The sequence below is a fragment of the Pseudomonas nabeulensis genome (genome assembly GCF_004682045.1).
Lineage (GTDB): Bacteria > Pseudomonadota > Gammaproteobacteria > Pseudomonadales > Pseudomonadaceae > Aquipseudomonas > Aquipseudomonas nabeulensis.
On sequence record NZ_QUZT01000004.1, the window covers coordinates 75,490 to 92,634 of the forward strand.

Below are 17,145 nucleotides of genomic sequence, written 5' to 3' on the forward strand. Positions count from 1 at the left end.
GGGCACCCTTTGTGCGCGGATGCGTGCCAGCATGTTCCGACCCGGGCCACGACAAGGGTCGGTTGGCGAAGCGTGACGTAGTGAATAAAGTTTTGCGAGGCGCTTGTCGACTGCGTACGACCGTCAAAGGTGGCTTTTCTCTTCTTCGCCTGGCACCCCGCCAGGCGCACTCTTCACTTTCTTCAGTCCAGTGACTCCCACTATATTCCGGCCATAAAAAATCGGGTGGCAGCGTCTTGACGCTCCCCTATGACAGGCTTATACAAAGGGCGTGGTTCGCTGTCGTTGACAGCCCAGCCCAGGTAGCCAGAACCTTCAAGGCTACGCCACGTTCGTGGTGGTTTACCCAAGTGCGATCAGCGTTCGGAAGCTCGCGCGGTTACCGCTTCAGCGGTGATGAATGCCCACTACCCTATGCTTGCGGATCACCACCGCAGATGCTCCTCTGCTGCACCGCTATTTCTCCAGACGCATCGTTCTGATCGTCATCGGCTTGCCGGTGCAGAGTCGTTCATCGCTTGCCTTCACCTTACCCACCCTGACGGGGGCTCACTTCCCCGTCAGGGGCTGTGCGTCGCCGTTTTCCCTTGAAACAGGAGAACCACCATGGCCCACGCCAACCACTCCCAAGAAGCGACCACTTACTTCAATCTGCACACCGTCGGTATCGGTTATCTCAACCGTGTTCGTGAAGTACAAGTCCGCCGCGGCCAGCCATTCATGGCTTGCGATATCGCAGCCCTGCACGGTGCCACCGATGCGGTGGAGTACACCCGTTTCGACTGCAAAGTCGCTGGGGGTGAAGCTGAACGCTTGATTCGTCTCTATATGGGCGCCGTCAAAGCCGAGAAAAAGGTCTTGCTGTCGTTCCGTATCGGCGACCTGTGGATCGATCCGTTTCTCTACGAGAAAGGCGTTAAACAAGGTCAACCGGGCTCCAGCCTGAAAGGTCGTTTGCTGTTCATTGACTGGATCAAGGTCAACGGCACGTTCGAATACAAAGCGCCCGCCAGGCAGGAAGTAACAGCACCTGCTGAGCAAGCGCCAAACAGTGAGCCATCCCCTTCATCGGCTGATACCGAAGCTGAGGAGACCGCAAACCCAACAGAGGCTCGGGTCGAACCTGAATCTCCACCCACTCCCCGCACGGCCCGCCGTGATGCCACCCGTACCGTTCAGTCCGCCTGAACAGTCCACGATGTTCCTCAGCAAGGCGCTCCGTCGAGCGCCTTTTCTTCAATCCGCACAGGAGAACCACATGGAATCCTTCTGGCTTTGCGACGACTGCCTGTTCGCTACTGCTTACGAGGACTACAGCACGTTATCGCTCTATTACACGACGGATGAAATTGAGAAACGCATCGCCGGCAACCATCGAGGACTGGTTCAGTTAATGCCCATCAGTGCCGACTTCGATCCCGAAACTGGCTGGGGAATAAAAGCATTTTCCCCATTGCCCTGCGACGGTTGTGGTTCACACCTACACGGTCAACGCCACCGATTCACGCGGCTGTAAACAGCGCGCCATCTGCTAACGCCCGCAACTCCACACCCACCTAGGGGACACCACTCCCCTCGGGCGTGTACCCCTGATTGTTCCCTTCGGAGGTACCACCATGAGCACCCAACTCACACTGATTGAGACCTCGGATTTCGAGGCTGATCGTATCGTCCAAGAAAACCAGGTGATCGACGAAGCACTGCATATTCTGGATCGTCGGCTGTTCGCCCGCGGCCCTAACCTGACGTCGCCTGGCGCAGTGGCCTCATACCTAAAACTGCATCTTGTGCAACAAGAGCATGAAGTCTTCGGTGTGATATTTCTCGATGCCAAACACCGGGTGTTGGCGTTCGAAGTCCTCTTTCACGGCAGCATTGATGGCGCCGCCGTTTACCCCCGCCAAGTCGTCAAGCGTTCCCTAGCGCATAACGCTGCGGCCGTCATTTTTGTTCACAACCACCCTTCAGGTTGTACAGAACCCAGCCAGGCGGATCGCGTCTTGACCGCACGGTTGAAAGAGGCCTTGGCCTTGATCGAAGTGCGCGTACTGGATCACTTCATCGTGGGTGAAGGTCGTCCGCTTTCCCTTGCCGAACATGGCTGGCTTTAACCATCACAGGCGCCTTCGGGGCGCCTTTCGGTTTTTTGTTTCACAATTTTTCACAGCCGCTTGATTCGTTCGTACGACGCGCTATCGTCTAGCCATCAAACACAGTGAGACAAGCCATGTTTATAGAAGATCACGATGAGCTGATAGCAAGAAAGTACTTCAAGTTCGCCAATGGAGTCGGTCTCACGGCTATTGGCCTTGCAGCCACAGCTATTCGCTTTGAACATCCTGAACCTATTGCTTGGTTTTTCCTGACTGTTATTTCTATATGGGTATTCTGGAACGGAGCAGATTATCGAAAAATCGTCGTCAGTTACCTAAGGCGCTATCCCGGCGTACTTAACACAGTAAAGCTCGCGCTAAGAGTCGGTATTTTTATGCTCGGCGTAACACTTTTGTCAGGCATCGCGCTCAAACACATCACGCTTGAAAGTATTTACGCGGCCTTAGGTTTTCTTTAGCGGCAGTCCTTTCCGAGCCGCCCAAAAAATCCTGAAGAACCAAGTCGGTTGATACTGCGCAGGCAGCGGATGACAACGAGAGCGCGTAACTTTAAAACGGTCCATCTTGAATCAACTTTCTCACTGAATCGCTTCTTCACCTCATGTCAGGTTCTGCACTGAATCTGACATGAGGTTTCTTCCATGGAGCGTTTTTTCACGCCTGTCTGCCTGCTGGGTTTGTTGAGCGCCTGCACCGCGCAAATCCCCAACCCTTTGCCGACCAATCCAGAGATCGACAGTGGCTCCAATCGGGCCCAGCACTCGAGGGGCATAGCCGAAGAAAGCCATCCAGCAGAGCTTCGTTATGGCCGCTACACGCTGGTCAGCACCGAGCCCACCACGGAGCAACGCGATCTTCTTGCCCAAATCATTGAAGTGAACATCCCGTCCCGCCTGACCCCCTCGGTGCAGGATGCGTTGCAGTACGTGCTGCTGCGCTCTGGTTATGCGCTTTGCCCTGTTACTGCGTCGGTGAAGGTGCTGTTTACCCGGCCCCTGCCTGCAACCCATTACCGGCTTGGTCCAATCCCTTTGCGCCGCGCGCTACAAGTACTGGCTGGCCCCGCCTGGCAACTCACGACCGATGAAGTCAGCCGTTCGGTCTGCTTCGAACAGCAGAAAACGGAGGCCGGCGTCGCGCTGATCACACCCGTCTCGCCCCATCTGTTGGAGGCACGCCCATGAGAGCCTCGACGTTTCAAACCCTCATAATTGGGCTGCTTTGCTTGGCGGTCGCCGGCCTGAGCGGTGGTTTGTATAATCTGTATCAACGCGTGGCCGAACTGCAGAGCACGAACACCCAACACCTACAAACCCTGGACACCCTGCAACATGATTCAAGCGCCCTCAAGGACGCCCAGGAGAAGCTGCAGTACGCGCTGAAAGACCTGAAGCAGATGGTCGATACTAGTGAGCAACAGGCCAGTACCCTCGATCCGATGTTGGATCAGTGGGCGCAAGAGCTACAGGAACTGCGTGATGGTCTCGCAGCCTGCGCCACCCAGGCAGACCTGACAGCGCTGCGCGCACGCATTGAACAGGTCGAGCAGCAGCTCCTGGACCTCAGGACCAAGCCATTCCCTCCACCGCCGACGCCTTCTGCGACCAAACCGAAAAAGACCGCTCGCCCCAAACCCACCCCGCTCTCGCCACCGTTTTCAGTATTGAGTGTCGAGTCCCGCGGTGGTGAGCGCTTTCTTGCGGTCGCACCTCATGACAGTCGCTCGCTCACGGATGTCCGGCTGCTACATAGCGGCGAGCAGCAAGGGGCTTGGCGCCTAAAAATACTGGAGCCGAACTCAGCCATCTTCGCGGTGGCCGCTCAGCCAGATCAGACCGTGCACCTCCCTTGAGAAGTGATCATGAACAGAACGCTACTGCCAACCGTTGTCTGTCTCGCTTCGCTACTGGCCATGGGCGCTGCGGTGGGCAACCCCGTCACGACACAGTCACGGACCCAGGACACGCAGTCTGCTCCGCTGGGGCGCTCTGACTCTGAACAGGCGGCGAGCTGGGGTCTGACGGAGCAGGAGTGGACGCGCTTCGAACAGATCCAAGCCGGCCCGCGCGGTTTCTGGAGCCCGAACCTCGATCCGTTGACCGCACTCGGGGTCGAGGCCCAGACCGACCAAGAGCGCAAGCGCTATGCCGAATTACAGGTAGCGCTGGAAGCCAAACGCGCCGAGCGCGAGTTGGCTTACCAAAACGCTTACACCGCGACCTGGGCCAAGCTGTTTCCCGGGCTGCTGCCGATCCAGGGCATGGCGTCCCCGCCCCCTGCCAGCTCATCGGTCATGCCGCGCCAGGCCCTGTTTGTGGAGGACCACTGCCCAGAGTGCACCGCCGAAGCGCAGCGTCTGCAAAGCAGCGACACGGCGTTCGATATCTACCTGGTGGGCAGCCAAGGCCAGGATGAACGCGTCCGTAGCTGGGCTCGGCAAGCGGACATCGATCCGGTCAAGGTCCAACGCCAGCAGATCACCTTGAACCATGACCGTGGTCGCTGGTTCAGCCTGGGTGCCCCGGGGCCGTTGCCCGCCACGTACCAACAGGTGAATGGACAATGGCGACGCTTCGACTGAGTGGCATTGCGCTCATGCTGACGATGCTCGCCGTCCAGGCTGACGAACTTCCGCCTCCTGCCTACCAACTGGCGGCGCATGACGCCGACATCCCTTCTACGGTGCTGTTCGCTATTGCCCTGCAGGAGAGTGGTACCCGCGTCCGTGGTCGACTGCTGCCCTGGCCTTGGACCCTGAACATCGCTGGAACACCCTACCGCTTCGCCACTCGCCAGGCCGCCTGTCACGCCTTGCTTCAGGCACTCGCCCGACATGACGCCAAGCGGGTCGATGCCGGTCTCGGGCAAACCAACCTGGGTTACCACGGACAACGTTTTTCCAGCCCTTGCGAAGCCCTTGATCCCTACCGAAATCTCGCCGTGACCGCCGCGCTGCTGCAGGAGCATCACGATGCCACCGGTGATTGGGTCTTGGCTGCCGGGCGCTATCACCATCCGGCAGGAGGCGCGCCGGCCGCACGTTACCGCGCTGGCTTTTCCCAGAGACTCGAACAGCTGCTGATTTCCTTTGAACAGGGCACACCACCATGAAGCGAATCCCCAGTGTCTGTTATTGCATCCTGCTCTTGGCACTTTTCGCCCAGCCGGAACTGACCGTTGCCGAGGATCAGCCTAGCGACTTCACCCGACCCCATTTTCAAGTTTCCAGGCCGCCAATAAACAACAAGACCCAGCCTGATCGGGCCATGCATGCGGACCTGTCCACGTTTGCCGATGAAGCCTGGATACTGCCCGTCCGCAGCTCCCACTTGAGCCCCGGCCAGATCACGTCTCGCGCTCTGAGCATGCCTGGTTTGCGGCCATTTTTCCTAATCGGTGACGATTCCCAGTCGCTGACTTGGTTGCGTCAACGCGCTGCTGAACTGCAGGAAATGGGCGCGGCTGGCCTCGCCGTTGAAGTGGCCGATAATGAAGCCCTGGCCCGGATTCGAGCAGCCGCTCCGGGCATCACCATCCTGCCGGTCAACGGCAACGACATCGCCATCCGCCTGCAGATTGAGCACTATCCCGTCTTGATCACTGCCACCTCACTGGAACAGTGAGTCCAGGTCATGGCCGAACATGCGATGGAGTCCAAGCTCCGGCCAGCGGTGGAGCTGTATACCGTAGCAATCTGTATCGCTGCCGCGGTGTTGTGCGTGTACTCGCCCTGGGCTGTGGCCCTGTCACCCGAGATCGGTCTGGTTGCAGCGCTATCCTATGCCCTGTTCGGCCTTATCCGGCTGCGACAAGCTTGGGAGGTGCTGCGTTATCGGCGCAATATCCGCCGGCTGCCCCGCTACGAACTAACCAGTCGCCAGATTCCGATCAGCCGAAAGCGTCTGTTCATGGGGCGCGGCTTTCGCTGGAGCCGTCTGCACACCCAGCGCTTGGTCGAAGCTCAAGACCCGGCGGTCGCTCACTATGTCGACCAACCGACCTGTTACCGCCTGGCCCGTGGACTCGAACGGCGCCTGGAACATGCACCGTTTCTACTCTCGGCATTGGCCCGTGTCACCGCCTGGGATAGCGCGTTCAATCCGTTGCGCCCTTTGCCCCCAGTCGGTGGTTCGCCGCTGTTGCATGGGGTCGAGCCCGACGAAACGGAAGTCAGTCTGCCGCTGGGCGAACGGGTCGGACACACCCTCGTGCTGGGCACTACCCGTGTCGGCAAGACCCGACTCGCCGAGGTGTACATCACGCAGGACATTCATCGCATCGAACATGAGGTGGTGATCGTCTTCGATCCGAAGGGCGACGCCGACTTGCTCAAACGGATGTACGTCGAAGCCAAACGCGCCGGTCGGGAGAAAGAGTTTTATGTGTTCCATCTGGGCTGGCCGGAGATCTCCGCCCGCTACAACGCCGTGGGACGTTTCGGGCGCATCTCGGAGGTAGCATCGCGTATCGCTGGACAGCTCAGCGGTGAAGGCAACTCTGCGGCCTTTCGCGAGTTTGCCTGGCGATTCGTCAACATCATCGCCCGTGCTTTGATCGAGCTGGGCCGACGTCCAGACTACCTGCAGATCCAGCGACATGTGGTCAACATCGACGCACTGTTCATCGAATACGCCCAGCAGTTTTTCGCCAAAACCGATCCGAAAGCATGGGAAGTAATCGTCCAGCTTGAAGGCAAGCTCACCGAGAAAAACATTCCCCGGCATATGATCGGGCGCGAAAAGCGTGTTGTGGCCATCGAGCAGTACCTGGCGGTGAAACGGGTATTCGATCCAGTGTTGGATGGACTGCGTTCGGCGGTTCGCTATGACCGTACTTACTTCGACAAAATCGTGGCCTCGCTACTGCCGCTGCTGGAGAAACTCACCACAGGCAAGACAGCCCAACTGCTGGCCCCCGACTACACCGATCTGGACGACCCACGGCCGATCTTCGACTGGATGCAGATCATCCGAAAACGCGGGATCGTCTACGTCGGCCTGGATGCGCTGACCGACGCCGAGGTCGCTGCCGCCGTGGGCAACTCCATGTTCGCCGACCTTGTCTCGGTCGCGGGCCATATCTACAAACATGGTATCGACCATGGTCTGCCTACATCGAGCAGGAGCACCGACAAGCTGCCAATCAACCTGCACGCTGACGAGTTCAATGAGCTGATGGGCGATGAATTCATCCCTCTGATCAACAAGGGCGGTGGCGCCGGTATCCAAGTGACGGCCTACACCCAGACCCTCAGCGATATCGAAGCGCGCATCGGTAACCGCGCCAAGGCCGGTCAGGTGATTGGCAACTTCAACACCCTGCAGATGCTCCGCGTGCGCGAGACCGCCACTGCGGAACTGCTCACCCAGCAGTTGCCCAAGGTTAACGTGCTGACCAAGACCTTGGTGTCAGGCGCCACCGACACCTCCGATCCTGAGGCCAACACGGACTTCACTTCGTCCTCCCAGGATCGCGTCAGCAGCACCAGCGTGCCCCTGATCGAGCCGGCTCACATTGTCAGTTTGCCCAAGGGACAAATGTTCTCCTTCCAGGGCGGTGGCCAGCTCTGGAAAGTCCGTATGCCTTTGCCTAAACCCTCCAAGGACGATGCCATGCCCAAGGATCTGCAAGAACTCACTCAACGGATGCGGGCGACCTACAACGCGCAGGCAGGACAATGGTGGAGCGCAAGCGGTGGCGGCCCAACCATTAACTTCGATTTAGATCAGGTGCGGTAACCCTACTCTGACTAGGTTTCGATTACGCAAACACACATTCGGAAGGCGTAAGGACGACATCAACTCTGCGGCGCACAATGGAGTGAACGATGGCGACTTCCACACAAAACACGCCGCCACAACCGATCCAACATCCGGGGCTAATTGTCTCGACGATTAGCCTGATGTTGCGAATCATTGGTTTGCTGGTCGCCTCATTGCTGTTTTCGATCCTCATCGAATTCGTCGGTCTGTTGCTCTTCTGGGGAGATCAAGGCTGGCTGCATAGTCAGGCCATGCTGACCAGCGAACTGGGCTGGCTCAGCGAGCACTTCAAATCGTCACTCATCCTCCAACAACCCGGGCAAACGATTGTCCAGTGGTTGGATTTCCTTAATCAGTGGCTGCTGGTCAAGACCGGCTTTGCGGATTTTGCCCAGCAGGCGCGGCTGTCGAGCCAGGGCAACGGCGTCTGGAGCTGGATCAACCAGCTCTACGTGAGCATTGAGGATTTCGTGTTGGCAGCGGTATATGTGACCTTTACCTTCGTGGTGCGCCTGACCATTCTGGTCCTGGCCATCCCCCTGTTTCTGCTGGCCATGTTCACTGGTTTTGTCGATGGACTGATGCGCCGGGACCTACGTAAATTTGGCGCAGGGCGAGAAAGTAGCTTTGTCTACCATCGAGCTAAACGAGCCGTGATACCACTGCTGATCGTGCCCTGGGTTATCTACTTGTCCCTACCCTTTTCGCTCAATCCCATGGCTGTGTTTTTCCCTTGTGCTGTGATGCTCGGCATCATTACGGCAATCACGGCAACGACATTCAAGAAGTATCTCTGATTCGGAAAAACCGGTTTTTCTTTACATATCCCGATGCCAGGATAGTTATCCTGCGACCCAAAACTGACACACCATACGAATGCAAATAAAACTGCTAGAGGTCGTCCACGACTCCCATTATGGGTTAGAGCATCATATGAAATGTAGGCTTCCAAGATTTGGGCGAAATTCAAGGATCTAACCAGCAATTAAACTGGTGCAGGACCGGGTCAAGACTTGCACTCTGGATTTATCATTCTCACCGATAAAAAAGGGCCCTTACAGGCCCTTGGTCATCAAACCGATCTTACTGAGTACGCCACGAGTCAACAACGTCTGCGCCAAACTCGACTTTCCATTCTTTCAGTTGTCTATGATTTCCTCCCTTGGTTTCGATCACCTCACCCGAGTTTGGATTCTTGTAAATCTTCACTTCGCGAGCCTTACGGATGGCCTTTACGGAGGCAACTATTGGTGCCGAGGTACGACAGCCAGCCTCTGGATCCAGGATGCCAATGATGTTCTTTAAGCTGAAGCCGTACTCGCCAAGCAACGCACGTAGTTTGCTCTCAAATTCCATTTCTTTTTTCAGACCGGAGTCACTTTTCATCGACTCGAGCTCTGCGAGCTGTTCGGCCAGTTGTTGTTCAAGCTTGCGAAATTCAGCCAAACGAGACATGTGAAACTTCCTTCAGGTTAGGGAAATGAGAAGTGAACGCCCCCATGCTAAGCGATGATGGACTCTTCGTCACCCATACGCGTTTCAAGCAGAAGTGAATCCACTCATTGCCCTATGAGCAACACATTACTAATGGGGAAGGATTGCTAGACTGGGCTCTCTTTTTCGCCCAATCGATTGCTAGTGTATGTGTGGGTAAGTTTCTTCCGCTCGCCTCCAAAAAAGCGATACATCCCATCTCGCGTTTTATACTGATTAATTCAACCCCTAACTTGATGCTGGCGCCATCTCCACATGGACCAGCATCATGTCGACTACCGTCTTTCGCTGCTTGTTATTCCTTTCACTGGCCATCGCTCATGGCAGCGGCTTTGCCGCATCGACTCATGAGCAGGAACAGCTCAGCCTAGTCCAGCAGCAACTCGACACTCTCGAACGCCTTGCGACGCGAGCGGAGGCAGCCCGTACCCTTGAACCAATCGAACGCTATCGATTCGACTACCCCCGACTGACCCAGGACATTCAGCGCATCCACCAAGGGGTGCAGAGCTATCTGTTCCCCTCCCGTGCGCAACCCCGCGACCCCAGTGAACTGGTCGGTAATTACCGCCTCGACACTCCGATTGCGGAGCCCTCGCCATGAGCATGACTGACGTTCAGATCGCTGCGTTCCAAAACGCCGCCGGCTTCGCACCGCAGAGCAGTTCGACGCTGTGGCTGTCCCTGGTTCTCGTCCTGACCTTGCTGTGGTGCGCCTGGGTGATGTGGACGGCTTACCGGGGTTGGGCGAGCGGCAGCGTGCGCTTTGGAGCCTTCGGCGGCAGCGCCGCACGCGTGCTGCTCACCTTGCTGGTTTTGATGTTCTTCACCCTGTCCTAACCCAGGAGATCGCCGCCATGCTCAAGTGCTTTACCCCTCTGAAAAACAACCTGCGTGATCGTGCGAGCCAGCGCTTGATCGGACTGCTGCTGGTGCTCGGCCCAAGCCTGGCTTTTGCCGAGCTCCCCACCATGGAAGCCCCTTCGCGCGGCGAAGGATCCGGTTTGATCGAGACGATCAAAAACTATGCCTACGACGGCGGCATCCTGCTCGGTCTGCTGATCGCCCTACTCGCTTTCTTGGGGGTGGCGTGGCACTCGTTGACCGTGTACGCCGACGTGCAAAACCAACGAAAGACCTGGAAGGACTTGGGTGCAGTGGTCGGCATCGGTGCCCTGCTGGTGGTGATCATCATCTGGTTCCTGACCAAGGCGGCCGCCATTCTGTGAGGTCGGCATGAACGACACTATCGAACGCCTTGCCGACGGCACCTTGGTCTTTCTTCCAGAGCGACTCAATCGTGATCCCGCCGTATTGCGAGGGTTGACCAATGATGAGATGTGGGTAGCACTCGGCGCCGGCGCCGTCATTGGCCTGCTGCTGGGCGTTCCTCTAGCGATTGCCACCGCTTCCATTGCCATAGCGCCGACCGGCATGATCGCCGGCATGGCGCTGGTGTTATTGGCCGGTGGCACGCTATTGCGCCGGGCCAAACGGGCTCGCCCCGAGACCTGGTTGTACCGCAAACTCGAATGGATGCTCGCCAGCCGTTGGCGCTTGGGTCGCGGCAGTCTGATCCTCCACTCCGGTGCCTGGACCGTTCGCCGTTCGCGTCGGCTGCGTCCTGCCCTGTCACGGTGGCAGCCATGAGCCGATTTCGGAACAAGGTCGATGCCCAACAGGCCCATATCTTCAGCCTGCGTCTGGCGGTAGTGATCCTTACTCTGCTCTGTGCCGGACTCTGGTATGGCTGGCGCTCGGCACCGACCGATCTGACCGTACATGTACCGCCAGATCTGCGCTCGGGCAGCACGCGCAAGTGGTGGGATATCCCCTCGGAGAATGTGTATGCCTTTGCCCTGTACATCTTTGGTCAGCTCAACCGCTGGCCCTCGGATGGCGAGCAGGACTATCGCCGCGCCATCTATGGCTTGCAGTCCTACCTGACACCCGCCTGCAAGGCCTTCCTCGACGGTGACTACGAGTACCGCAAGGCCGCCGGCGAGTTGCGCCAGCGGGTGCGTGGCGTCTACGAAATTCTGGGCCGCGGCTACAGCGAAGATCCGGAACTCAGGGTCAAGCAACTCGACCGCGACAGCTGGCTGGTCAAGCTCGACCTCAACGCCGATGAGTATTACGCCGCCGAACCGGTAAAACGGGTGGTGGTGCGCTATCCATTGCGCGTGGTGCGTTTTGACCTGGATCCCGAGCGCAACAAGTGGGGGCTGGCGCTGGACTGCTACCAGGGCACTCCGCAAAAAATCTTCCTGCCTGGAGGTGAACCATGAAGCGGATGTCGACCCTGGGACTCACCGTCGCACTAACGCTGTGGGGAGTCGCGGCACAGGCCGTCGAGCTGATGCATTGGGAACGCCTCCCCCTCGCGGTCCCGCTGGTGATCAATCAGGAGCGAGTGGTCTTTGTCGATGAGGCTGTTCGCGTCGGCGTGCCCTCAACCTTGACGGGCAAGCTGCGCGTGCAATCCACCGGCGGCACGCTGTACCTGCGCGCGTCGGAAGCCATTGCCCCGACCCGACTGCAACTGCAATCGGTCGCGACGGGTGAGATCATCCTGCTGGATATCGCGACCACGCCCGGCGATCAACCGCTGGAGCCTGTGCGCATTCTCAAGCATGCTCCGGTGCAGGCTGCCGAGACTGAATCGAGCACCGCCCCTGTTCAAGAACGTACGCCGATCCCGGTCGCGTTGACCCGCTATGCCGCACAGAGCCTGTACGCGTCGCTGCGCACCGTAGAATCCCTACCCGGCGTAAGCCGCGTACCACTCAAGCTGCGCAGCGAACTGCCGACCTTGCTGCCGACCGAAAACGTGTCCAGCACGCCCATCGCCGCCTGGCGACTCGGTGATTACTGGGTGACGGCGGTGAAGTTGCGCAATCGTGGTCCAGCGACGGTGCAACTCGATCCGCGCCGGCTTCAGGCCAAGCTGTTCGCCGCGGCCTTCCAGCATGCTTTCCTCGGGCCGGTCGGCAGTGCCGAAGACACTACGATCGCCTATCTCGTCACTCGCGGTGCCGGCCTCGAACAAGCGGTGCTGCTCCCGCCCGTTGCGCGAGGTGCTGACGATGAAAGCTAACGCCTTGCTCAAATGGCTGGTACCGGCTGCGCTGCTGGGCGTGGTGCTGATCATCCTGAAAATCTGGGTCCCGGGTGGCAGCACACCTTCTCCAGAGCACCCAGTTGATCAGGGCAATATTCAATTATCCGCCGAGCAAGCCAAGTCGCTCGGCATTGCGGGCGATACCCCACGCGACACGGTCGCCACCCTGGTCGGCCAGGTGAAGGCCATGCGCAGCGACATGCTCGGTTTGAAGAAACACAATGACTCACTGCAGACGGAAAACAACCGCCTACGCGAGCGGGAAAACAGTGTCGACTCGCGTATCCAGACGGCGCTTGGCAGTGTGACCCAGCAGGTCGACGAAGGCCGCCGCCAAGCCAACGAGGCCCGACTCAAAGCGGAACAAGACAGTCGTCAGGCTCGTGGCCTGCTGACGCAATTGCAGGAACAGTTGTCGGGGCTAGCTGGCAAAAGCAAGGACATGCCGATCGGATTGGGGCTTGAGCCCGGCGACGGCGCTCAGTTCGAAGGGCGACACTCTACCAATGATGCGCTGCAGTGGATTGAACCCTCGGATGCTCCGTCCACCGACGCCAGAGGCAAAACCACGACTTCCTCCGCACTGAGCCTGCCTACCGCTTTCAACTCTCTGGAAGGCTTGAAAGACAACGCGATTGATCGCAGCCAGAAACAGTTACGTGCAGTTACCAAGGGTGAGCGCGACCTCACGCGATCCGTTGATCGTACCGAAGGCGCGAAGCCGGTCTACACGATCCCCGAAAACGCCACGCTGATGGGCTCGGTCGCCATGACCGCGCTGATCGGCCGAGTCCCGGTGGACGGCACCGTGAATGACCCCTATCCCTTCAAGGTGCTGGTCGGTCCGGAGAACCTGACCGCCAACGGCATCGACCTGCCGGACGTCGCGGGGGCCGTGATGAGCGGCACGGCGTCCGGTGACTGGACCCTGTCCTGCGTACGCGGACAGGTCGAGTCAATTACCTTTGTGTTTACCGATGGCACCATCCGCACGGTGCCTCAGCCGAAGGCGATAGCCAGCCGCACTGCGTCCACCACCCAGAGCTCGAACACCGACAAGATCCGTGGCGGGCTCGGTTACCTGTCCGATCCGTATGGCATTCCTTGCATCGCTGGCGAGCGCCGCTCGAACGCCCAGCAATACCTCGGCAGCCAAAGCCTGATCACTGCCGCCGGTGCCGGTGTCGCAGCGCTGCTCGGGGATGAGCGGAACAACAGCAGTGTGATCAGTTCGGGCGGCAGTACGCTCGGAGTCACCAGCAGCAGTGGCAATAGCGCACTGAATTCAATTCTCAGTGGTGGGGTCAGCGACATCCGCGAGTGGGTGAACAAACTGTATGGCGAAGCCTTTGCTGCCGTGTACGTACCACCTGCAGCACAGGTCGCACTGCACCTCGACCATGAGATCACCATCGACTACGAGCCCAAGGGCCGGAGCGTTCGCCATGAAAAAGACCATGCTTCTCTGCCTGACCTGGATTAGCTTGCTCTGCTGGGTCCTGACGGGGTGTTCCACCGACAAAGACACGCTGCTGCCCCATGGCGAGCAAACCATGATGGATATTTGGAACGGCGCCGGTTCGCAAGGCACTCAGCAGCAACTGCTGGATGCTCGACAGCAGTTACGCCGCCCGCTGGCTCAGGCAGATGTCTCCGCGGCTCTCCAGGAACCGTACACGCGCACAGCGGCGAACGAGATCCGCAACCTGTTCCCGCGCCTGCCCAATCCCGATCTGGTGCTGTACGTGTATCCGCATTTGAGTGGTACCGAGCAGGCACCGGTTCCGGGTTACTCGACCGTCTTTCCGTTCTACCAACGGGTGCAGTACGCATTACCCGGTGAACGTCAGGAAGACTTGTAGTGCGTACCAGCGATGCGGGCAACCGCACTTCTGCATGGAAAGCCTGGCGCCACCCATTGCGCCCTCGCGCCACCTTGGCCGATGAAGCTGCACTCTATGCGCATAACCCCAGCTTCACCGATCACCTGCCATGGGTCGAATACCTCGACACCGAGCAGTGTTTTCTACTGGATGACAACCGCTCGGTGGGTGCCGTGTTCGAGTTGCTGCCCATTGGCACTGAAGGGCGCGAACCCGATTGGTTGATGGCCGCCCGCGATGCCCTCGAGGATGCCCTGCAGGATAGCTTTGACGAGCTGGACCAAGCGCCGTGGGTGGCGCAGTTTTTCTGTCAGGACGACAACGACTTCACCCCCTACCTGACCCGGCTCACCGATTATATCCAGGACAGCGCGCGAGCCACGGTCTTCACCGAGGTGTATTTAGAGCTCAGCCGCCGTCATCTGAAGGCCATCGCCAAGCCCGGTGGTCTGTTTGAGGATAAGGTGGTGACGCGCCTGCCCTGGCGCGGCAATAACCGTCGGGTGCGACTGGTGGTCTATCGCTGGCTTGAGTCTGACGCTGAGGAGACAGGACTCAACCCGATGCAATCCCTGCATCAGGCTTGCGAACGTATTGCTGCTTCGTTGCAGGTATGCGGGGTGCAAACAACGCGAGTCGATGGCCGAGCTCTGTATGCCTGGTTAGTGCCCTGGTTCAATCCGGCACCCAGGCTCACTGATGAAGCGCCCGAGGAGTTCTACCGCCGCGTGACCTATCCGGAGTCGGGCGACGGCGAGTCGCTGGAACTGCCCTTCGATCATGACTTCGCCGAGCGGCTGTTCTTCAACGAACCGCGCTCGGATGTCCAGCACGGGCTCTGGTTTTTCGATGATCAACCCCATCGGGTCATGGTGGTGGACAAGCTGCGCCGAGCGCCCTTGATTGGTCAACTCACCGGAGAAACCCGCAAAGGTGACGCGGTGAATGCACTGTTCGACCAGTTACCCGAAGGTACAGTCATGAGTCTAACCTTGGTGGTCAAACCGCAGGATGTACTTGAGGAGCAGTTGAACCGCCTGGCGCGCAAAGCCATCGGTGAAAACCTGGCCTCGACCCAGACCCGCCAAGATGTTGAAGAGGCTCGTGCAATCATCGGTCGCCAGCACAAGCTGTACCGCGGCACCCTGGCGTTCTACCTGCGCGGTAACGATGAACAGCAATTGCACCAGCGCTCGGTCAGCCTGGCTAACGCACTACTGGGTGCGGGCCTACAACCGGTACGCGAAGGCTATGAAGTCGCCGCCTGCAACAGTTACCTGCGTTGGTTACCGATGGCTTACAACCCGGCCCGCGACACGCGCAACTGGTACACCCGCCTGATGTTTGCCCAGCACCTGGCGAATCTGATTCCGGTGTGGGGCCGCAGCACCGGCACCGGCCACCCAGGTATCACCCTGTTCAATCGTGCTGGTTCGCCGTTGAGTTTTGATCCGTTATCACGCCTGGACCGAGCCATGAATGGTCATCTGCTGTTGTTCGGCCCCACCGGCGCCGGCAAGTCGGCCACTCTGGTCACCCTACTGATGCAGGTCATGGCCGTGTACCGCCCTCGCCTGTTTATCGTCGAGGCCGGCAACTCATTCGGCTTGCAGGGCGACTACTTCGCGACACAGGGCCTGTCGGTCAACAAGGTCCAATTGAAACCTGGCGCCTCGGTCAGCCTCGCACCGTTCGCCGACGCTTGGCGCCTGGTCGAGCAGCCGGATCAGGTAGCGAGTCTGTCTATCGATGAGCTGGACGATGAGGTGGTAACCAGTCGCGAAGACCAGCGCGATGTTCTCGGCGAACTGGAAATCACCGCCCGCCTGATGATCACCGGCGGCGAGGCCAAGGAAGAGGCGCGCCTGAGTCGAGCCGATCGCAGCTTGATCCGCGAGTGCATTCTCGATGCGGCACAGACCTGTGTCACAGCAGGCCGTCAAGTACTGACCCGCGACGTGCGTGACGCCTTGCTGCGCGTCGCCACCGACCCGCACTTGCCGGAGAAACGTCGCGAGCGCGCCCAGGAAATGGGGGAATCCATCGACCTTTTTTGCCAGGGTTTCGAGGGCGAACTGTTCGATCGCGAGGGCACGCCTTGGCCCGAGAGCGATGTGACCATTGTCGATCTGGCCACTTACGCTCGCGAAGGCTACGAGGCACAAATGTCCATCAGCTACATCAGCCTGATGAACACCGTGAATAACCTTGCCGAGCGCGATCAGTACCTGGGTCGACCGATCATCATGGTCACCGATGAGGGCCATATCATCACCAAGAATCCATTGCTGGCGCCGTTCGTGGTCAAGGGCACGAAGATGTGGCGCAAACTTGGCGCCTGGTTCTGGCTGGCCACACAGAACCTTGCCGACTTTCCCACCGCCGCGCAGACCATGCTCAACATGATTGAATGGTGGATTTGTTTAAACATGCCGCCCGCGGAAATCGAAGAGATCGCTCGCTTCAAGAAGCTCACGCCGGCACAGAAAGCCCTGCTGCTCTCCGCCAGCAAAGAACCGGGCAAATACACTGAAGGAGTGGTGCTGTCGAAGAAACTCGAAACATTGTTTCGAGCCGTGCCACCCAGCCTCTATCTCGCCCTGGCCATGACGGAGCCCGAGGAAAAAGCTGAGCGCTGGACACTGATGCAAGACAACTGCTGCTCGGAGTTGGAAGCGGCTTATCGGGTAGCTGAACGGATTGATAGAGCCCGAGGAATAGAACCCGTATAGGGAAATCTATTCAGCTATCGCGCTCTAAAGCGAGCGACA

General features: G+C 58.8%; 21 protein-coding genes. 20 read left to right on the plus strand and 1 reads right to left on the minus strand.

Annotated elements, in window-relative coordinates; translation table 11 throughout:
• Nucleotides 1-606: 606 nt before the first annotated feature.
• The 11 genes from DYL61_RS03655 to DYL61_RS03705 all read left to right on the plus strand — a co-directional run bounded on the left by DYL61_RS03655 (nt 607) and on the right by DYL61_RS03705 (nt 8,673).
• Complete coding sequence (locus tag DYL61_RS03655; RefSeq protein WP_135307248.1) at nt 607-1,188, plus strand: STY4534 family ICE replication protein; 582 nt, start codon at nt 607-609, stop codon at nt 1,186-1,188.
• Nucleotides 1,189-1,258: 70 nt separating this feature from the next.
• Entirely contained in the window at nt 1,259-1,516 is a 258-nt protein-coding gene (locus DYL61_RS03660; protein ID WP_135307249.1) for a hypothetical protein, read from the plus strand.
• A 100-nt stretch (nt 1,517-1,616) separates the two neighbouring features.
• Entirely contained in the window at nt 1,617-2,111 is a 495-nt protein-coding gene (gene radC / locus DYL61_RS03665; protein WP_135307250.1) for a RadC family protein, read from the plus strand.
• A gap of 116 nt (nt 2,112-2,227) precedes the next feature.
• Nucleotides 2,228-2,572, plus strand: coding sequence for a hypothetical protein (locus DYL61_RS03670; RefSeq protein ID WP_135307251.1), 345 nt, complete (start codon nt 2,228-2,230; stop codon nt 2,570-2,572).
• 183 nt (nt 2,573-2,755) lie between these two features.
• Nucleotides 2,756-3,298 carry a PFGI-1 class ICE element type IV pilus protein PilL2 gene (pilL2, locus tag DYL61_RS03675; protein WP_135307252.1) on the plus strand — a complete coding sequence of 181 codons (543 nt, stop codon included), beginning with the start codon at nt 2,756-2,758 and terminating at the stop codon, nt 3,296-3,298.
• Nucleotides 3,295-3,966, plus strand: coding sequence for a chemotaxis protein (locus tag DYL61_RS03680; RefSeq protein ID WP_135307253.1), 672 nt, complete (start codon nt 3,295-3,297; stop codon nt 3,964-3,966). The genes pilL2 and DYL61_RS03680 overlap by 4 nt, the downstream gene beginning before the upstream one ends.
• A 9-nt stretch (nt 3,967-3,975) precedes the next feature.
• Complete coding sequence (locus DYL61_RS03685) at nt 3,976-4,695, plus strand: TIGR03759 family integrating conjugative element protein (RefSeq protein WP_135307254.1); 720 nt, start codon at nt 3,976-3,978, stop codon at nt 4,693-4,695.
• Entirely contained in the window at nt 4,677-5,225 is a 549-nt protein-coding gene (locus DYL61_RS03690) for a lysozyme family protein (RefSeq protein WP_135307255.1), read from the plus strand. The genes DYL61_RS03685 and DYL61_RS03690 overlap by 19 nt, the downstream gene beginning before the upstream one ends.
• Nucleotides 5,222-5,737, plus strand: coding sequence for an integrating conjugative element protein (locus DYL61_RS03695; protein ID WP_135307256.1), 516 nt, complete (start codon nt 5,222-5,224; stop codon nt 5,735-5,737). Before DYL61_RS03690 ends, DYL61_RS03695 begins: the two co-directional genes overlap by 4 nt.
• Nucleotides 5,738-5,746: 9 nt before the next feature.
• Nucleotides 5,747-7,852 carry a type IV conjugative transfer system coupling protein TraD gene (gene traD, locus DYL61_RS03700; protein WP_135307257.1) on the plus strand — a complete coding sequence of 702 codons (2,106 nt, stop codon included), beginning with the start codon at nt 5,747-5,749 and terminating at the stop codon, nt 7,850-7,852.
• Between the two features lie 89 nt (nt 7,853-7,941).
• Nucleotides 7,942-8,673 (plus strand): TIGR03747 family integrating conjugative element membrane protein, encoded by a 732-nt coding sequence (locus DYL61_RS03705; RefSeq protein WP_135307258.1) that lies wholly within the window; start codon nt 7,942-7,944, stop codon nt 8,671-8,673.
• Nucleotides 8,674-8,959: 286 nt separating this feature from the next.
• Here the strand turns inward: DYL61_RS03705 and DYL61_RS03710 are convergent, their stop codons facing one another.
• Nucleotides 8,960-9,331 carry a histone-like nucleoid-structuring protein, MvaT/MvaU family gene (locus DYL61_RS03710; protein WP_135307259.1) on the minus strand — a complete coding sequence of 124 codons (372 nt, stop codon included), beginning with the start codon at nt 9,329-9,331 and terminating at the stop codon, nt 8,960-8,962.
• 307 nt (nt 9,332-9,638) lie between these two features.
• Here DYL61_RS03710 and DYL61_RS03715 point away from each other — a divergent pair, with 307 nt between their 5' ends.
• From DYL61_RS03715 to DYL61_RS03755, 9 genes are read left to right on the plus strand one after another with little or no spacing between them, the layout of a single operon-like run.
• Nucleotides 9,639-9,974: an integrative conjugative element protein, RAQPRD family gene (locus DYL61_RS03715; protein ID WP_135307260.1), complete on the plus strand. Its 336-nt coding sequence runs from the start codon at nt 9,639-9,641 to the stop codon at nt 9,972-9,974.
• On the plus strand, nt 9,971-10,210 hold the full coding sequence (locus DYL61_RS03720; protein ID WP_029290855.1) for a TIGR03758 family integrating conjugative element protein: 240 nt from the start codon (nt 9,971-9,973) through the stop codon (nt 10,208-10,210). The genes DYL61_RS03715 and DYL61_RS03720 overlap by 4 nt, the downstream gene beginning before the upstream one ends.
• Nucleotides 10,211-10,227: 17 nt before the next feature.
• The gene (locus tag DYL61_RS03725) at nt 10,228-10,599 is read left to right on the plus strand and encodes a TIGR03745 family integrating conjugative element membrane protein (protein WP_020300904.1); all 372 of its coding nucleotides are present in this window, start codon (nt 10,228-10,230) and stop codon (nt 10,597-10,599) included.
• A gap of 7 nt (nt 10,600-10,606) precedes the next feature.
• Nucleotides 10,607-11,020 (plus strand): TIGR03750 family conjugal transfer protein, encoded by a 414-nt coding sequence (locus DYL61_RS03730; protein ID WP_135307261.1) that lies wholly within the window; start codon nt 10,607-10,609, stop codon nt 11,018-11,020.
• The gene (locus tag DYL61_RS03735) at nt 11,017-11,658 is read left to right on the plus strand and encodes a PFL_4703 family integrating conjugative element protein (RefSeq protein WP_135307262.1); all 642 of its coding nucleotides are present in this window, start codon (nt 11,017-11,019) and stop codon (nt 11,656-11,658) included. The genes DYL61_RS03730 and DYL61_RS03735 overlap by 4 nt, the downstream gene beginning before the upstream one ends.
• Entirely contained in the window at nt 11,655-12,467 is an 813-nt protein-coding gene (locus tag DYL61_RS03740) for a TIGR03749 family integrating conjugative element protein (protein WP_135307263.1), read from the plus strand. The genes DYL61_RS03735 and DYL61_RS03740 overlap by 4 nt, the downstream gene beginning before the upstream one ends.
• Nucleotides 12,457-13,974 (plus strand): TIGR03752 family integrating conjugative element protein, encoded by a 1,518-nt coding sequence (locus tag DYL61_RS03745; protein ID WP_135307264.1) that lies wholly within the window; start codon nt 12,457-12,459, stop codon nt 13,972-13,974. Before DYL61_RS03740 ends, DYL61_RS03745 begins: the two co-directional genes overlap by 11 nt.
• Nucleotides 13,937-14,353: a TIGR03751 family conjugal transfer lipoprotein gene (locus tag DYL61_RS03750; protein WP_135307265.1), complete on the plus strand. Its 417-nt coding sequence runs from the start codon at nt 13,937-13,939 to the stop codon at nt 14,351-14,353. Before DYL61_RS03745 ends, DYL61_RS03750 begins: the two co-directional genes overlap by 38 nt.
• Entirely contained in the window at nt 14,353-17,106 is a 2,754-nt protein-coding gene (locus DYL61_RS03755) for a conjugative transfer ATPase (protein WP_135307266.1), read from the plus strand. Before DYL61_RS03750 ends, DYL61_RS03755 begins: the two co-directional genes overlap by 1 nt.
• The last annotated feature ends 39 nt before the right edge of the window (nt 17,107-17,145 follow it).